Source organism: Streptomyces hygroscopicus subsp. hygroscopicus, from assembly GCF_030269125.1.
Classification (GTDB): domain Bacteria; phylum Actinomycetota; class Actinomycetes; order Streptomycetales; family Streptomycetaceae; genus Streptomyces; species Streptomyces hygroscopicus_C.
The window spans coordinates 179355-196888 of record NZ_BSSM01000014.1; the positions used below are offsets into that span (position 1 = coordinate 179355).

The window sequence follows — 17534 nt, forward strand, 5'->3', positions numbered from 1 at the left end:
GCCTTCCGGCGCGGTCCGGCCCCCCGGCCCCGGTGGCTCAGCCGGCCTGCTTCCGCAACACGATCTGCGTCTGCGTCGTCTGCCCGACCAGCCGGTCCCGGTCGTCCCGCAGGTCCGTCTGCACCACGATGAGCGTGCCGCCCAGGTGCAGCGGCCGGGCCGTGGCGTGGACCCGGCCCGAGGTGACCGCCCGCAGGAAGTTGGTCTTGGACTCCACCGTGGAGGTGCCGACGGCCCCCTCGGGCAGATTGAGGTACGCGCACACCGCGCCCACGCTGTCCGCCAGCGCCATCAGCGCCCCGCCGTGCAGCGCGCCGCCGACCGTGCACGCCTCGGGTGACCAGGCGAGTGCGCCCACGGTGCGCTCGGCGGTGGCCTCCCGCAGCTCGATGCCGAGGCCGGCCGCGAACGGCATGGAGGCCAGCAGCTCGGCGGGCTCGGAGAGGGACGTCATGACGTACCGCCTTTCGTGGGTGCCGGGTGGATCACGGGTGCCGGTTGATCACGAGTCTGCCAGCCGGAGTCTCCTCCCGTGCGGGAACGGGGAGTTCGCGGGTCCCGTTTCGGACGCACCGTCCTGGTCGCCCGGTCCGCCGCGTACGGCCCCGAACCGCACCGGTGCTGCCCGGGGATGATGACGCATCCGCGCATCGCCGAGGCGGCCGTCCGGCGCGGGGTGCGCCTGGGGACCTCGGGCGCCGCGACAAGGAGTGCAGGGACTGGCTGAAGACCCGTGAACTGCGGGTGGGGAAGGGGTTCCTGGCCCGGCCGCGTCCGGTGGCCCTCGCCCGCCGCCTGTGGCGCCGGCCCGTTGCGCGGACCGCGCAACACCGTGCCGGCCCACCCGCGGCTGCGCGGGCCCGCCGGCCGGCTGCTGCGGACGGCGGGCGCCCCGCGCACCCGCGGCCACGAACGCGCCCTGACAATCGGCCCTTTGGTCATGGGCGCCCCGCGCACCCGCGGCCGGGATCCGGCCGCTGTACGCACCCGCGGCCCGGACCCGGCCGCCCCCGCCTGTCGCCGCGCGCGGCCTGTGCGAACGGTCCGGGGCCTATTACTGGCGCGTACGTGTCAAATGTTCACCAAGTTGTGGAGTGCTGCCCATCGATGTGATCAGGTCTCCTGCGTCGGCAGAGTCGAATGCCTGTTCCTGGAGGTCTGGTGTCCGAACCAACCCGCGGCAGACGGTGGTTCACCGTCTGCGCGATCACCGCGTCCGCCGCGCTCGTGGCGATACCCCCGTCGTCGGCCGCCGGCCGCTCGGCGAGCCCCTTCGGCGTCCGCGCCCTCGATCAGCTCGCCAAGGAGCGGACCCAGTCGGTGGGCGCCATGACGCCGCACCTGTCGGCGGACGGCGACGGCGGCAACGAGGCGGACGAGATCGCCGAGGGCGCGGACCAGTACGCCGAGGCCCGCACGTCGCCCGGTATCGTCGCACCGGGCGCCTACGGCGCCGCGTGGGGCGACCTCGGCAGGCTCAGGAGCACCGGCGGCAGCTGGCGCAACATCACGGACCTGCCGTACGACTCGGACGACCCGCGCTACCGCGACTTCGACTCCAACTCCAGCGGCGGCTCGGGCGACGTCACCGGACGGATGGCAGCCGTCGCCGCCGACGACGACGGTTACGTGTACGCGGGCAGCGCGGGCGGCGGCGTGTGGCGCTCGCGCACCGGCGGCGGGAACTGGCAGCCCATCAGCGACGAGCTGCCCTCCCAGTCCACCGGTGCCCTCGCCGTCGACGGGGGCGGCCGGCTGTGGCTCGGCACCGGCGAGGCCACGACCAACTCCGACGCCTACCTCGGCAGCGGCGTCTACGTCCTCGCCCACCCGCACCACGGCAGCTTCTCCCAGCGCACCCGGGTCGGCGGCGACGAGCTGGAGAGCACCACCATCCACGAGCTGCGCTTCGCCGGCGGCACGGTGTGGGCGGCCACCAGCGAGGGCGTGTGGAGCCACTCCACCAGGGACCTCGACGGTCCCTGGAAGCTGGAGTTCGCACCGAATCCCGACTACCTGCCGAACGGCCCGAAGGCCCACGACCCGGCCGCGGCGTACAAGAACATCGCCAATGACATCGCCATCGACCCCCAGGACCCGGCCAAGGTGGTCCTCGCGGTCGGCTGGCGCAGCGGCGACGACTACAACGGCTTCTACACCAAGTCCGACGGCGCGTGGAAGCGGATCACCAGCGGCCTCGGCGACCTGCCGGCCGACCCGGAGGACGTCGGCAACGTGACCTTCGCCCGGTCCGCCGACGGCTCCCGCTACTACGCCATCGACCAGTCGCCCGAGCAGCTCGGCACCAACCCGGACAGCGGCCTGGAGGGCATCTACGTCTCCAAGTCCGGCTCGCCGGCGGGCCCGTGGACGAAGATCGCCGACTACAAGGGCCTGGCCGCCGACAACTCGGCGCTGACCTCCCCGGGTTACATGCCCGGCGTGCAGGCCTGGTACAACCAGTTCCTCGCCGTCGACCCGAGCGACCCGGAACACCTGTACGCCGGACTCGAAGAGGTCTACGAGACCAAGGACGGCGGCAGCACCTGGTCGACCGTGGGCCCGTACTGGAACTTCACCTTCTCCTGCTGGAGCATCGACCCCGCGAAGCAGACCGGTGACTGCAACCCCACCACCCACTCCGACCAGCACGGCGTCGCCATCGGCACCTACCACGGCAAGCCGTACGTGTACGTGGGCAACGACGGCGGCGTCTACAGGCGCCCGGTCGACGGCTCCCAGGACGCCGACGGCCACGCCACCGACTGGACGTCCCTGAACGACGGCACCATCGACGCCCTGGAGTACTACTCCGTGGGCATCGGCAAGGACCTCGACCACGGGGGCGTCTCCGTCACCGGCGGTCTGCAGGACAACGGCCAGTCCATGCTGCGCGGCAACGACACGGTGATGGGCTCCAACTTCGGCGGCGACGGCGGCGACACGCTCACCGACCCCGCCAACGGCTGCAACATCGCCCAGGAGTACGTCTACCTCGCCGTCCAGGTCACCCAGAACTGCGCGGTCAACGACGGTGGTTGGGTGAACGATCCGAGCAAGATCACGTCGTACTCGGTCGCCCCGCCCGACAACGCCACCGGCGAGGCCCGCTTCATCGCCCCGCTCGCCGCGGACCTGAAGGACAGCGACACCTGGGTCGCCGGCGGCCGGCACGTGTGGGTGCAGCACCACGGCTACGCCATCCGCAGCGGCTCCGAGTGGACCAGCGCCCACGACCTCGGCAAGGGGCGTACCACCACCGCCGTCGCCGCCTCCGGCGGGAAGGTGTACGCCGCCTGGTGCGGCCCCTGCAACGACCAGGGCTTCGCCCGCGGCATCTCGGTCGGCAACGCGGACGGCACCGGCTGGCACGACATCAGCCTGCCCGTGGACGGCACGGTGCCCAACCGCTACCTCAGCGGCTTCGCCGTCGACCCGGACGACGCCGACCACGTCTACCTGACGGTCAACGGCTTCTCCCGCCACTGGACCGAGGGTCCCGGCGCCGGGGTCGGCCACGTGTTCGAGTCCACCGACGGTGGCACCACCTGGAAGGACATCTCCGAGAACCTCCCGGACGTGCCCACCAACGGCGCGCTGGTGACCGCGGACGGCGGCCTCGCCGTCGCCACCGACCTCGGCGTCGTCTACCGGGCGCCGGGCGGCACCACCTGGAAGCGCGTCGGCGACCTGCCCGCCGTCGCCGTGCTCCAGCTGAAGACCAGCCCCGACGGCGGCACGCTGTACGCCGCCACGCACGGCCGGGGCATCTACACCTTCAAGGTCGGCAAGCTGCGCTGACCGGGACCGGGGGAGGGGTGGCCGTACGGTCACCCCTCCTGCGCGTCACGCGGACGGTCCCGCGACGCTCCGCAGCGACACCGCCGAGGGCGGCGCCGTCGTGAGACCGGCCCCCGTGGTCCGTGTCCACCAGTCGGCGCCGTCCTCGACGTAGCGCAGCAGGATGCCCTCGCGGATCGCCCACGGGCAGACCACGGCCCGGCGCAGCCCCATCAGCTTCAGGGCCGTGTGCCCGACGACGGCACCGGCCAGGCTCTGGGCGGCGCGCGGCGCGGAGATGCCGGGTAACTGGGCGCGCTCGGCGGCGGGGCGGGCGGCCAGCGCCCCCACGGCCTCCCGCAGGTCCCGGCGCAGCAGCGCGCGCGGCTCGAAGGGGCCGAACCGCCCCGGCGCCGCCCCGCACAGCCGGGCCAGCTGCTGGAACGTCCGGGAGCTGACGGCCGCGGTGCGCGGCGACTCCCACCGTATCCGCGCCGCCACGTCCCGCAGTTCATGACGGATCCGGCGGCGCAGCTCCTTCAACTCGCCGGCCCCGGGCGGGTCCTGGACGCCCAGGTACTCGCGGGTGAGGCGGTTCGCGCCCAGCGGCAGCGAGGCGGCGAAGTCCGGCAGCCGCCCCCGCCCGAAGGCGACTTCCAGCGAGCCGCCGCCGATGTCCAGCAGTGCGAGCGGGCCCGCCTTCCAGCCGAGCCAGCGGCGGGCCGCCAGGAACGTCAGCTCGGCCTCTGTCTCGCCCGGCAGCGTGCACATCCGGATCCCGGTCCCGGACGCCACCCGCTCCAGCACCTCCGCGCGGTTCGGGGCACCGCGCACCACCGCCGTGGCGAACGCCAGCGGGCCCGAGGCGCTCCACCGCAGTGCCGTGTCGCCCGCCTCGGCCACCGCCTTGACCAGCCGCTCCACCGCCTCCTCCGCGATCGTGCCGTCCGCACCGACCTGTTCGGACAGGCGCAGCTTCCACTTGACGGTGTGCACCGGCAGCGGAACACCCCCTTCCACATCCGCGATCACCAGTCGCACCGTGTTCGATCCCGCGTCCACCACACTCAGCCGCATGGCCGGGTGCGTACCCACTCCACCCCCCGGAACGCCTGCGCCCGAGGGGCGGACGCGCGCACACCCCGGCCCCGCGGGCGGCGCCCGGGGCGCGCCGGACACCGGCCGGCGCGCACCGGGCGACCGCCCGCCCCTGTCCGGATCCGGGCCCCGCCCGCCCCCCGTGGCCCACCGCTGTACTTGGATGGACGCCACCACTGTCGGCATGGGGAGCGGCACATGACCGGTACGGCAGCGACCAGAGTCCTGGTGATCGGCGGCGGCATCGCGGGCAGCGCCGCCGCACTGGGCCTGCACCGAGCGGGCTGCGACGTCCGCGTGTACGAGGCGCACCGCGGCCCTGCCGAACACATCGGCGCCTTCCTCACCCTCGCCAGCACCGGCATGCGTGCCCTGGCCCAGCTCGACGCGGTCACCGCCGTGACGGCCATCGGTTTTCCGCTGACTTCGCTGCGCCTGCTCGACGCGCGGGGCGCCGAACTGGCCCATGTCCCGCTCGGCGAGATCGCCGACCCCGATCTGCGCTACCGCTGCCTGCGGCGCGGCGAGCTGAACGCCGCGCTCCACAAGGAGGTGCTGCGGCGCGGCATCCGCCTCGTCCACGGCGCCCGGCTGACGTCCGTGACGGACGGCCCGAGCGCCGTGACCGCGCGCTTCGCGGACGGCACCACCGCGACCGGCGATCTGCTCATCGGCGCCGACGGCCTGAACTCCGCCGTCCGCCGCGCCCTCCTGCCCGGTGTCCGGCCCGCCTACGCGGGACAACGCGTCTTCTACGGCCGCACACCGGGTGTCCCGGGCACGGGCGGCAGCGGCGTCATCACCATGGTGCGAGGCAGCGAGAGCGCCTTCGGGTACGCCAACGCGCCGACGGGGGAGGCGTACTGGTTCGCCCGCGTCGGCGGCGACCCGCTGCCAGGCCGGGCGACGGGCGCCCGGAAGGCCGTACCGCGCGCCGACCTGCTGCCCCTGCTGCGCGGGGACACCACGCCGGCCGCCGCGCTCGTCGCCGCCGCGGCGGCCCCCGTCATGGTCGCCAACGCCACCGAGATGCCGCTCGGCACCCGCTGGCACGTCGGCCGTGTCCTGCTCATCGGGGACGCCGCCCACGCGGCCTCCCCGGCCACCGGACAGGGCGCCTCGATGGGGCTGGAGGACGCGGTCGTCATCGCCAAGGCGCTGCGCGACCTCCCGGACGCCGCACGGGCGTTCGACGCCTACGAGCGGCACCGGCGCCCGCGCGTGGAGCACAACATCACCGTCAGCGGCGGCATCTCGCGCGGCACCCACGCCCCCGCCCGCCCCGCGGACCCGAACCACCGCCCCGACCACCGGGACGAGGAACTGATCCGCCGGCTCGCCTGGGACCGGCCCCTGTCCGAGAACGGCTGACCGCACGGCCCGCGCGCGACAGCGCAAGAGCCGGCGCACGGGAGGCCATGTCCCGGATCGTGGACACGGAGGGCGGCTGGAAGGCGTTCTACGAGCACGTCGCACGCGCCCCGATCGCCGCCAAGACGGCCCCCGGCTCCTGGCACGAGTGGTACGACCGCGCCTGGTCCCCGCCCGGCACCGGCGGCAAGGAGAGCGACGTCGCCACCCGCAAACGGCGTCCGACCGGCGACGCGGGCGCCTACGCGAACGCCTCCTGCCACCGCTGGTTCCTCGACGGCGCCGACCGGACCAGCTCCCCGATCGTCGGGAGGACCGTGCGGTCGTGCCGCGCCTACGACCGCACGCACGACGCGGACGGCGGGTACGTCGACCTCACCCTCCCGCGACCCCGCCGGACGCCGCCACCGGATCGCCGCGGGCACCGGCCGTATCCTCGTCCCGCTCCCCGGCGGCTCCGCCGCCGCCGCGGCCCGGTCCACCCACCCCCACGGCCCGCGCCTCCCGGACGTTCACGCCGACCGGCGACGGGGCCCGCGCCGTCGGCGACGCCGGGACCGGCGCCCCGCTCGGCGTCGACTCCACCACGACGGCGGACCGCGCCCGGGGCACCACGCCCACCGCCACCGGGCGGAGGGGGAGCCCGGCCGTCGGACAGTGGTGGTCAGTGATCCCGGACGTCCCCCGACCGGCGCCCACCGCCTCGTCACCGCCACAGCGGCCTCGTCCCCGGTCTGTCCGCCCACTCCGGGCGGCTCGCCGGGACCGCCCCGGCGCGCACCTGGAGCGCCCCCGGCGGCAGCGCCGTCGGCAGGGGCCGCACCGCCGCCGAGCAGACGCCCGCCCTCACCCCGGAACGGGGACAACTCCGGTCCACCACCAGGCAGTCGGGCATAGGCTGCGCCCATGACGATCACCTACGGGGAGTCCGATGCCCGCCTGGCCGTGACCGCGGCACGGGCGGGCGCCGCCGTCGTGCGCGACCTGTACGGCGGCCGGCTCGCGCGCCACGAGAAGACCGCGGGCGACTTCGCGACCGAGGCGGACATCGCAGCCGAGCGGGCCATCCTGGACGTGCTGCGCACCGCCCGCCCGGACGACGCCGTCACCGGCGAGGAGAGCGGTGCGACCGGCGCCGAGGGGGCCCGCCGCCGCTGGCTGGTCGACCCGCTGTGCGGCACCCTCAACTACGCGGTGCGGACCATGCTCGTCGGCGTCAACGTGGCACTGCGGGTGGACGGAGAGGTGACCGCGGCGGCGACGGCCGACCCGTTCACCGGCGAGGTCTTCTGGACCGACGGCTCCCGGGCCCGGCTGGGCACCGAGCAGGGCGGCGACGAGAAGCTCGCCCCGTCCGCGGCCTCCGCGCTGGTGGACGTCAACCTGGACCCGCCCTTCCCCAACGCCCCCGGTTTCCGGGTGCCCCTCCTGCTCGCCGACCCCGGCTTCACCGAGTGGTTCCGGCCCCGGGTGATCTCCAGCACCCTGGCCGTCGCCTGGGTCGCCGCCGGACGCCGCGCCGCCTACGTCACCGACGGCGACCTCCGCGACAGCGTGCACTTCGCCGCCGGGATCGCCCTGTGCCGGGCCGCCGGCTGCACGGTGACCGGCCTGTACGGCGAGCCGGTGCACACCGGCAGGGGCGGACTGATCGCCGCGGCCGATCCCGGTACGCATGCCGCACTCCTCGCGATGGTCAGGCGGCAGACACGAGAGGTGACCTGACGGTATGTCATGAGCCGCCGTCCGCACTGGCGGTTCGGCTTCCGAAGGCTTGTGCGCCCCGCGGCTCGCCGATCAAACCGAAGCGTGGACCGAACAGTGCGCGAGCGTGTCGCCCGACGTCCTTCCCGTGCCCCCGCCCGCGCCCTGGGACCGGGTGCCACCGGTCCGGTCCCGGGACGCGCCCCGCGTGGATCGCCCCAGGACCTGAGCGCCTTCGCGGGTTTGCGCGGCTCGCCCGGTGCAACCCGTCCGACACGGCACCGACCGGCTCAGGAGGAGCAATGGACCACTCGCGCGCACCCGTACTGGAGGCTCTGGAGGAGTTCCGGCGCCGGGGAGACGTGGTCTTCGGGCCACCCGGACACAAACAGGGCCGCGGCACCGACCCCCGGGTCGCCGACGTCCTCGGCCTGGACGTCTTCCGCTCGGACGTGCTCTCCCTGAACGGCCTCGACGACCGCCGCCAGTCCCAGGGTGTGCTGGAGCAGGCCCAGGAGCTGATGGCGGACGCCGTCGGCGCCGAACACGCCTTCTTCTCCACCTGCGGCAGCTCCCTGTCGGTCAAGACCGCGATGCTCGCGGTGGCGGGCCCGGGTGAGAAGCTGCTGCTGTCCCGCAACGCCCACAAGTCGGTCATCGCCGCAGTGATCATCAACGGCGTGGACCCGGTCTGGGTCCACCCCAAGTTCGACACCGAGCGCCATCTGGCCCATCCGCCCGAGCCCGACGACGTACGGCGCCGGCTGCGTGAGCACCCGGACGCGAAGGGCATGCTGCTGATCACGCCCACCGACTGGGGCACCTGCGCCGACATCCGAGGCTTGGCCGGCGCCTGCCACGCCGAGGACGTGCCGCTCATCGTGGACGAGGCGTGGGGCGCCCATCTGCCCTTCCACCCCGGACTGCCCGCCTGGGGCATGGACGCCGACGCCGACCTCGTGGTCACCAGCGTCCACAAGATGGGCGGCGCCATCGAGCAGAGTTCGGTCTTCCACCTCCAGCACGACCGGGTCGCCCCCGAGGTGCTCAAACAGCGCGAGGACCTGCTCGGCACCACCAGCGCCTCCTCCCTGGTGTACGGCGCCCTGGACGGCTGGCGGCGCCAGATGGCCGAACGGGGGCGCGAACTGATGGACGCGGCCCTGCACCGCGCCGAACGGATCCGTGCCGTGCTGCGCGAGCTGCCGGGGCTGGAGGTGATGGGCGGCGAGGTCATCGAGGAGGGACTGGCGGCCGAGTTCGACCCCATGAAGATCGTCGTGGACGTACGCGGCCTCGGCATCAGCGGCATGCAGGCCACCGAATGGCTGCGCGCCCACTGCCACGTCGACATGGGCGGCTCCGACACCTGCCGGGTCAACGCCTCCATCACCTACGCCGACGACGACGAGACCGAGAAGATCCTCGTGGAGTCGCTGCGCTCCCTGGTGGAGCACGCCGACTCGATCGAACGGCGGCCCCGGGTGCACCTGCCCGAGCCCGCCGTCCTGGAACCGGAACAGGCGATGCTGCCCCGCACGGCCTTCTTCGGGCCCGCCGAACAGGTGCCCGCCGAACGCGCCGCCGGACGCGTCGCCGCCGAGATGGTCAGCCCCTACCCGCCCGGAGTACCGGTCGTCGCGCCCGGCGAGGTCATCACCGAGGAGATGGTGGACTTCCTGCGCAGCGGAGTCGCGCACGGCTTCCTGATCGCGGACGCGGCGGACCCCACGCTCAAGACCCTGCGGGTCGTCGCCCGGGACTGAGACCCCCGGCCGTCCCGAACTGCGCGGACGCGGAGCTGCCCCTAGGGTGTCGTATGCGGGCAGCCGGGTGCTGCCCTGACCCGGGTCAAGAAACCGGCCCCCTGACGAAGGCGCCCTCGGCAAAGGGGGCTTGACCCTGCCCGAGCGGTCTCCGGGCACGGACCAGCGCGTCCGGCGGGCCAGCTGTCCCGGCAACTCTATGGGAGACGGCCCGACTTCACCCCGGCCGGGAAATCAACCGATTCCCCGGTTTCGGACGCCCCGGCCCGGGGACCTCGGAACGAGGGCCGACCGCCCTTTTGTTCATGTCCGGCCTGATTCGTCCGTCCGACGGCCGACCGCACCTCGCCGTGCCGGGCCCGCCCCGTGATCAGCGAAGGAATGGTACCGATGAGCGAGAAGAACCCCCTGAAGCGAGCGGCGGACGCCCTGAAGGGTACGGGTGGCGGGCCGGAGGAAGGCATCCCCGGCAAGCCGGGACCCGAGTCGCCGTCCGTCGCCGAGCCGACCGAGGCCCGCGAGCCGCTGCCCCCCAAGCCCGACCAGACCGGCCCGGACACCGTCTCCCCGACCGGCCAGCCCACCGGCGCGGACCAGGCCCGGATGGCCCAGAGCGGCAGCTACCTCACCAACGCCCAGGGCACCCGTCTCCCCGACACGGACCACTCCCTCAAAGCGGGGCCCCGGGGCCCGGTCCTCCTCCAGGACCACCACCTGCGCGAGAAGGTGATGCACTTCGACCACGAGCGCATCCCCGAGCGCGTGGTGCACGCCCGCGGCGCCGGCGCCCACGGCGTCTTCCGCAGCTACGGCACGGCGGCGAACGTCACCAAGGCGGCCTTCCTCGCCGAGGACGTCGAGACCCCGGTGTTCGTCCGCTTCTCCACGGTCCTCGGCTCCCGCGGCTCCGCCGACACCGTGCGCGACACCCGCGGTTTCGCCACGAAGTTCTACACCAGCGAGGGCGTCTTCGACCTGGTCGGCAACAACATCCCGGTCTTCTTCATCCAGGACGCGATCAAGTTCCCGGACGTCATCCACGCCGGCAAGCCGCACCCGGACCGGGAGATCCCGCAGGCGCAGAGCGCGCACGACACCTTCTGGGACTTCGTCACCCTGCACACCGAGGCCGCCCACCACACCCTGTGGAACATGTCCGACCGGGGCATCCCGCGCTCCTTCCGCACCATGGAGGGCTTCGGGATCCACACCTTCCGCCTGGTGGACGCCGACGGCGGCACCACCCTGGTGAAGTTCCACTGGAAGCCGAAGCTGGGCGTGCACTCCCTGGTGTGGGAGGAGGCGCAGATCATCAACGGCGTCGACCCCGACTTCCACCGCCGGGACCTCGCCGACGCGATCGAGGCGGGCGCCTACCCCGAGTGGGAGTTCGGCATCCAGACCTTCCCCGACACCCCCGACCAGACCTTCGAGGGCATCGACCTGCTGGACCCGACGAACATCGTCCCCGAGGAACTGGCCCCCGTTCAGCCCATCGGGCTGCTCACCCTGGACCGCAACCCGTCGAACTTCTTCGCCGAGACCGAGCAGGTCGCCTTCCACCCCGGCCACCTCGTCCCCGGCATCGACATCACCGACGATCCGCTGCTGGCCGGCCGGCTCTTCTCCTACCTGGACACCCAGGTCACCCGTCTCGGCGGCCCCAACTTCCCGCAGATCCCGATCAACCGGCCGCACGCGCCCGTCAACGACATGCTGCGCGACAGCTTCCACCAGACCGCCGTGCACCGGGGCGTGGCCCCCTACCGTCCCAACTCCCTCGACGGCGGCTGCCCGTTCACCGCGGGCGCCGACATGGGCGCCTACGTCGAGGCGCCCGTACGGGTCCCGGAGGCGACCAAGGTCCGTGAGGCGCCGGAGTCGTTCGCCGACCACTTCAGCCAGCCGCGCCGGTTCTGGCTGAGCATGAGCCCGGTGGAGCGCGAGCACATCATCGGCGCCTACACCTTCGAACTCGCCAAGTGCTACGAACAGGCCATCCGCGAGCGGGCGTTGCAGGTGCTCGCCAACATCGACCCGGAGCTGTGCGAAGGCGTCGCCGCCGGCCTCGGCCTGCCCGCCCCCGAGCCCACCGAACCGCTCGCCGACGTCGAGCCCAGCCCCGCCCTGTCCCAGGTCGGCCGCACCTGGCCCACCGACGGCCGGGTCATCGGCATCATCACCGGCGAGGACGGCGACCTCGACGGCGTGGCCGCCGTCCGCCAGGAGGTGCTGGACGGCGGCATGGTCCCGCTGGTCATCGCCCCCAAGGGCGGCCAGCTCGGCTCGGGCGGCGACGCCCTGACCGTGCAGCGGACCTACGCCACCGCGCGCTCGGTGGAGTACGACGCCCTGCTGGTGGCAGGCACCCCCGGCGTCGGCGCCGACGCGTACGGCGCCCGCGACGCCAAGGCCGGCCTGCCGACCGCCCCGTCCACCCCGGACCCCCGGGTGGGGCTGCTGCTCGCGGAGGCGTTCAGGCACGGCAAGGCCATCGGCGCCGCCAAGGGCGGCCAGGACGTCCTGGAGGCGGCCGGCATCCCGCTCGACGCCCCCGGGGTGATCGTCGGGGACGGCGCGACGGCGGTCCTCCAGGAGCTCGTCCGACTGCTGGGCGCCCACCGCGTCTGGGAGCGTTTCCCGGCCACCGCCTGAGCGGCCCGGGTGTGCCGCGGGGTGGTTCCCCCCGATGGGGGCCACCCCGTCGGCGTATCCGGGGAGGCGGGCCCGCCGGGCGCCGGGTGTGATGGTCCTGTCCCTAGTTTCAACCAGTGAGGCAGATCCATGCGCATCCGCAGCATCGCCGCAACGGCCGTTCTCGCAGGCGCCTTCGCGCTGGGCGGCGCCACCGGCGCCTTCGCGTCCGACCACGACCCGACGACCGGTGTCGCCGTCGGCAGTCCGGGCTTCCTGTCCGGCAACGTCTTCCAGATGCCGATCGACATCCCGGTCAACATCTGTGGCGACACCTTCGGCTACGCTTCGCTGCTGAACCCGGCGGTCGGCAACACCTGCGTCAACCAGTGACGGAGCGTCCGTGCGCCGGCTCCCCGCCCCGGGGGGCCGGCGCACGGGGCCGTCAGGACGCCGCGGTACGGCACAGCAACAGGCAGATGTCGTCGTCGTGTTCGGAGTCGCGCAGCATCGGCCTCAACACGGCGTCGGCCGCCGCGTCCAGTTGCCGGAGCTCCGCCGCGCCGAGCGCGCCCATGGCCCGCGCCAGCCGCTCGATGCCCGCGTCGATCCCCGCGGAACGCCGCTCCACCAGGCCGTCCGTGTAGAGCGCGAGCATGGCGCCCGGCGGCAACTCCTCGTGGTGCTCCTCGTATTCGTACGGCACCGGCACCCCGAGCATGATCCCCGGCTTGGCGTCCAGCACCCGCACCTCGCCGCCGGGGCCGCGCACCAGCGCGGGCGGATGCCCGGCCGCCGCCCACACCACCCCGGGCTCGCCGGGCGTGAACCGGGCGACGGCACAGGTCGCGTACAGCTCCGGCTGCTGATGGCGCAGCATCCGGTGCAGCAGCGTGAGGATGCGCGCGGGCCCGTTGCCCTCCACGGCGTAGGCGCGCAGCGCGGTGCGCAACTGGCCCATGATCACCGCGGCGCGCAGCCCGTGCCCGGTGACGTCCCCGATCACCGCCAGCACACTGCCGTCGGGCCCGGGGAACGCGTCGTACCAGTCGCCACCGATGTTCAGCCCGTGCGTGGCCGGCAGATAGCGCGCCGCGAGCGCGAGGCCCGGCGTGTCCGGCAACTCGGTGAGCTGGGCGCGCTGTAGGGCCTCGGCGACGTCCCGGTGCTGCTCGTACTGGCGGGCGTTGTCCAGCGCGATGCCGGCCCGGCGGGCCAGCTCCAGCAGCATCACGGCGGTGTCCGGGGCGAACCGCTCGCCGGGCGCCGACAGGGTCAGCACGCCCTGCACGGTGCGCGCGCCCAGGGGCAGGCACAACAGCGGCCGGTCGGGGGAGAGCGCGGAGGCCGGCAGATCGTCCACGCCCGGCAGTCCACCGGGGTAGGGCCCCGCGTGCTGGGGGCGCCCGGTGCGGGCCGCCGTCACCGCGGCCGCCGCCCGTTCGGCCGGCGGGGTCCGCTCGTCGTCGACCAGCCAGACGTCCACGTGCCGGGCGTACTCCGGCACCAGCAGCTTGGGCAGCCGGCGCAGGATGTCCTCGTGGTCGAGGGAGGCGTTGAGCGCGGCGCTGGCGTCGGCGAGGAAGGTCAGCAGACGGCGGGCGTCCTCCGCCTCCGCGCGAGCCGCCCGCTCGGCGTCGAGCAGTTCCCGCTGCGCCAGCGCGGCCGCCTCCAGCTCGGCGTGCAGTGCGAGCACACCCTGGTTGGTCTGGTGCAGCTCCTCCCGATGGAACCGGACCAGCTCCTCCGCCTCGTCCAGCCCCGCCAGCACGACGGCGGTGTCCTCGCCCGCGTCGAGCAGCGCCCGCGCGAGGTCGGCCTCGGTCACCTCGCCCGGCCGGGGCAGGGGCCGGGGCAAGGGGGAGGGACAGGCCAGGGTGTGCCGCCAGGGCTCGGGACCGTCCAGGGCGAGGCGGAGCGTCCCGCCGGCGGTCAGGGTCAGTTGCTGCCGCTGCCCGTCCCGGCAGGGCCGCAGCCGGCTGGTCAGCGCGGCCAGGAAACGGGCGCGGTCGCGCGCCGGTACCCCCGCGTCGGCGGTGAGCCGCGCCAGCAGGGCACGGGCGCGGGCCGCGTCGACGGGGCCGGTGAGGGTCCAGGTGGCGGAGGTCGTCGTCATGGGCACGGGTCCGGGGCGAGTACGGCGACGCTGGTGTCGTCGCGCGGGGGGCGGGCGGGGCTGCCCGCGTCCCGCAGGACGGCAGCGGCCAGCACCGACGGATCGTGGGCGAGCAGCCGCGGGTCCTCGGGCGGGGTCCAGCGGCTGGGCAGCCCGTCACTGTGCACCACGAGCAGACTGTCCCGGTGCCACGGCACGCGGCGCAAGGGGACGTGCGCCGGGAAGTACGCCCCGACGATCCCCGGATGCGACACCAGGGACGTCCACCCGTCCGCGGTGCGCAGCCGGGCGCCTATGTTGCCGACCCCGGCGAACGCGAGTTCCCCCTTCGCCGTGTCCACCTGGGCCACGGCGACCGCGGCTCCCCGGGTCGGGCGCAGCGCGCCGTGCAGCCGCCGCAGGATCTCCGGCGGCGGCAGGTGCGCGGCCCGCCGCAGCTCCGTCACCGCCGCGGTGGACGCGTGCCCCGCCTTGGGCCCGTGCCCCAGCCCGTCGGCGAGCAGCAGGGTCGCCCGCCCGTCCCGGCGCACGCAGTCCCAGGCGTCCCCGGAGGTCTCGGCCCGAGCGAGGGACACGACGATGCCGCCGGCCGAGGGACCTTCGGTCTTCGGGCCGCCCCGCTCGCGCTCCGGATCTATCCGCGCCGTCGCCACCGTGCCGCGCCCCGGGGCGCCGTACAGCCGGAAGACGTCGGCGTTGCGCAGACAGCTGCCGAGTCCCGCGCCGAGGGAGGATTCGGCGGTGGTGCAGCCGTCGCGCAGGGCCGCCGCGACATCGGCGATGCCGGGCCCGTGGTCCAGCGCGAACAGCCGTACCGAGGTGCCCGTGCCCGAGGGCGAGGCCACGAGGTTGACCACCAGGGTGCCCCCGCCCGCGTGCCGCAGCAGGTTGGTGGCCAGCTCGGTGGCCACCAGCTCCCCGGCCGCCGTACGGTCCGGTCCCAGTCCCGCCTGCCCGCACGCCTCCCGGACCGCCGTACGGGCGTCCCGGACCCGCGTGGAGTCGTGCACCGGGACCTCCCACACCCGGCTCATCCCACCCCCGGCCGCGACGAAGGCACCTGGTTCACCCAGGCCACGGCCGTGACGGTCGTGCCCCGGCCCGGTTCGGTGTCCACGCTGAACTCCTGCACCAGCCGCTTGGCACCGCTGAGTCCCAGCCCGAGGCCGCCCCCGGTGGTGTAGCCGTCGGTCATGGCCAGCTCCAGGTCGCGGATGCCGGGTCCGCTGTCGACGAAGCTCATCCTGAGGCCGCGGGCGCGGCCGTTGTCCAGCGGAGTGATCTCCGCGTGCCCGCCACCGCCGTGCACCAGGGTGTTGCGGGCCAGTTCGCTCGCCGCCGTGACCAGCTTCGTCTGCTGCACCAGACCGAATCCGAGGGCCGCCGCGCACTGCCGCACCTGCTGCCGCACCCAGGCCAGATCCGCGTCCGAACCGATGGGCACGCTGGTCGCGGACGTCTGGCCGGACGACCGCATCATCTCCCCCTCTGGGACAGCACTTCCATGGCCCGGTCGACGTCCAGCGCGGTGGTCAGACCGGGCAGCGCCAGCCCCAGCTCCACCAGGGTGATCGCGACGGCGGGCCGCATGCCCGCGAGGACCGTACGGGCGGCGAGCAGCCGGGCGGTGGACGCGATCTCCGCGAGCACCCGCCCGAGGAAGGAGTCGACGACGTCCACTCCGGAGATGTCGATGACCACCCCCGTCACCCTGGTGGTGGCGACGCGGTGGCTGAGGTCCTGCTGCAGCTGTTCGGCGAGGCCGTCGTGGAGTTCGCCCTGGAGCGAGACGAGCAGGACGTCCCCCAGGGCGAGCACCGGTACGGGGGCCGGATGGGGGGTGGGCTCGTTCACCGGGCGCTCGTACCCGTCTGCGCACGGGAGACCTCGATGCCCTGCCGGCTCAGCGCGTAGGCCAGCGCGTCGGCGAGCGAGGCCCGGGTGAGCACCGAGCCCAGGTCGATGCCGAGCTGCACGATGGTCTGCGCGATCGCCGGACGGATACCGGAGACGATGCACTCGGCCCCCATCAGCCGCGCCGCGGCCACCGTCTTCATCAGGTGCTGCGCCACCAGCGAGTCCACCGTGGGCACGCCGGTGATGTCCAGGATGGCGTACCGCGCGCGCTGGTCGACGATGGCTTCGAGGAGCGACTCCATCACGACCTGGCTGCGGGCGCTGTCCAGGGTCCCGATCAGCGGTACGGCGACGGTGCCCTCCCACAGCTTGATGACCGGGGTGGCCACTTCGAGCAGTTGCTGGCGCTGCCGCTCGATCAGCTCCGCGCCCGCGTCCAGGGCGGTCTCCATCACGACCAGGCGAAGGGTGCCGAGCAGCAGGGTCAGCGCCAGCACGCTCTCCTGGGCCTGCGGGGCGGTGGGGTCGGCGAACTCCTCGCGCAGCAGGCCGACGGCGGGGGCGCGCAGGGCGGCCACCTCGTCGGCGATCCCGGACGGCGTGGCACCGGTGCGGGCCCGGTTCTGGGTCATCCGCCCCAACTGATCGCGCACCGGCTCGTACCCGGGTGCGCCCGTGTCCTCCAGGCGCCCGCTCACGGCCACGTCGGACAGGGCGTCCACGACCGCCTTGCTGGCCTCGACCGCCTCGTCCCGGGAGACCGTGAACACCGACCTGAACAGGGGGGCGTCCGCCCACCGCTGGGCGATCTGCTCGCGGCGCCGCTCCAGGAAGGACCCCACCAACTGCGGTGCCGACGCGGCCGCGTCCTGCTCCTTGGGCACTGTTCACACTCTCCTCTCGCACACCCGGGCGCCATCGTCCGGCAGTCGATCCTCGCCGCCCGGCACCCTAGCCCCCACCGTCCGGACGGGCCAAACCCAAGAGGGCGTCTGACCTGCCAACTCCCGTCGTAGCGAAGGGCGTTGACACAGCCGAGGTCCGGTGGCGGCCATCCGGCACCGCGTTGCGGCGCGGTTGCCGGTTGGCCGTCTACCCCGGATGGCGCGAGAGTCTCCCGACTGTTGCGGATGTCACCCGTCCGGGTGGCCGCCCGGGGTGTTCCCGGCCGGTCGGCGGAAGAGGGCCGTCCACGGCAGGGGCCGCCC

13 protein-coding genes are annotated in these 17534 nt (G+C 74.1%); 6 read left to right on the forward strand and 7 right to left on the reverse strand.

The genetic code is table 11. From position 1 onward, the window contains the following. Positions 1-37: 37 nt before the first annotated feature. On the reverse strand, positions 38-454 hold the full coding sequence (locus QSK45_RS28140; RefSeq protein WP_285561697.1) for a PaaI family thioesterase: 417 nt from the start codon (positions 452-454) through the stop codon (positions 38-40). A 707-nt stretch (positions 455-1161) separates the two neighbouring features. Here QSK45_RS28140 and QSK45_RS28150 point away from each other — a divergent pair. Continuing rightward, a complete protein-coding gene (locus tag QSK45_RS28150; RefSeq protein WP_285561698.1) occupies positions 1162-3801 on the forward strand; it encodes a WD40/YVTN/BNR-like repeat-containing protein in 2640 nt (879 codons plus the stop codon). 45 nt (positions 3802-3846) lie between these two features. On the opposite strand, the gene QSK45_RS28155 is transcribed toward QSK45_RS28150, so the two are convergent. Continuing rightward, entirely contained in the window at positions 3847-4857 is a 1011-nt protein-coding gene (locus QSK45_RS28155) for a Ppx/GppA family phosphatase (RefSeq protein WP_285561699.1), read from the reverse strand. 219 nt (positions 4858-5076) lie between these two features. Between QSK45_RS28155 and QSK45_RS28160 the strand changes: the two genes are divergently transcribed. The 5 genes from QSK45_RS28160 to QSK45_RS28180 all read left to right on the forward strand — a co-directional run bounded on the left by QSK45_RS28160 (position 5077) and on the right by QSK45_RS28180 (position 12746). Continuing rightward, on the forward strand, positions 5077-6249 hold the full coding sequence (locus QSK45_RS28160; RefSeq protein ID WP_285561700.1) for an FAD-dependent oxidoreductase: 1173 nt from the start codon (positions 5077-5079) through the stop codon (positions 6247-6249). 906 nt (positions 6250-7155) lie between these two features. Beyond that, positions 7156-7974, forward strand: coding sequence for an inositol monophosphatase family protein (locus QSK45_RS28165; protein ID WP_285561701.1), 819 nt, complete (start codon positions 7156-7158; stop codon positions 7972-7974). Positions 7975-8255: 281 nt separating this feature from the next. Further along, positions 8256-9719, forward strand: coding sequence for an aminotransferase class I/II-fold pyridoxal phosphate-dependent enzyme (locus QSK45_RS28170; RefSeq protein ID WP_285561702.1), 1464 nt, complete (start codon positions 8256-8258; stop codon positions 9717-9719). Positions 9720-10109: 390 nt separating this feature from the next. Further along, complete coding sequence (locus QSK45_RS28175; RefSeq protein WP_285561703.1) at positions 10110-12374, forward strand: catalase; 2265 nt, start codon at positions 10110-10112, stop codon at positions 12372-12374. A gap of 129 nt (positions 12375-12503) precedes the next feature. Then, entirely contained in the window at positions 12504-12746 is a 243-nt protein-coding gene (locus tag QSK45_RS28180) for a chaplin (RefSeq protein ID WP_285561704.1), read from the forward strand. A gap of 52 nt (positions 12747-12798) precedes the next feature. On the opposite strand, the gene QSK45_RS28185 is transcribed toward QSK45_RS28180, so the two are convergent. The 5 genes from QSK45_RS28185 to QSK45_RS28205 are packed head-to-tail and all read right to left on the reverse strand — an operon-like array spanning position 12799 to position 17210. Further along, entirely contained in the window at positions 12799-14469 is a 1671-nt protein-coding gene (locus QSK45_RS28185) for a PP2C family protein-serine/threonine phosphatase (RefSeq protein WP_285561705.1), read from the reverse strand. After that, a complete protein-coding gene (locus tag QSK45_RS28190) occupies positions 14466-15503 on the reverse strand; it encodes an ATP-binding SpoIIE family protein phosphatase (protein WP_285561706.1) in 1038 nt (345 codons plus the stop codon). The genes QSK45_RS28185 and QSK45_RS28190 overlap by 4 nt, the downstream gene beginning before the upstream one ends. Then, positions 15500-15946: an ATP-binding protein gene (locus tag QSK45_RS28195; protein ID WP_285561733.1), complete on the reverse strand. Its 447-nt coding sequence runs from the start codon at positions 15944-15946 to the stop codon at positions 15500-15502. Before QSK45_RS28195 ends, QSK45_RS28190 begins: the two co-directional genes overlap by 4 nt. After that, positions 15946-16323, reverse strand: coding sequence for an STAS domain-containing protein (locus tag QSK45_RS28200; RefSeq protein ID WP_285561707.1), 378 nt, complete (start codon positions 16321-16323; stop codon positions 15946-15948). Before QSK45_RS28200 ends, QSK45_RS28195 begins: the two co-directional genes overlap by 1 nt. Beyond that, positions 16320-17210, reverse strand: a complete 891-nt coding sequence (locus QSK45_RS28205) for an STAS domain-containing protein (RefSeq protein ID WP_285561708.1) — start codon at positions 17208-17210, stop codon at positions 16320-16322. Before QSK45_RS28205 ends, QSK45_RS28200 begins: the two co-directional genes overlap by 4 nt. Positions 17211-17534: the final 324 nt, after the last annotated feature.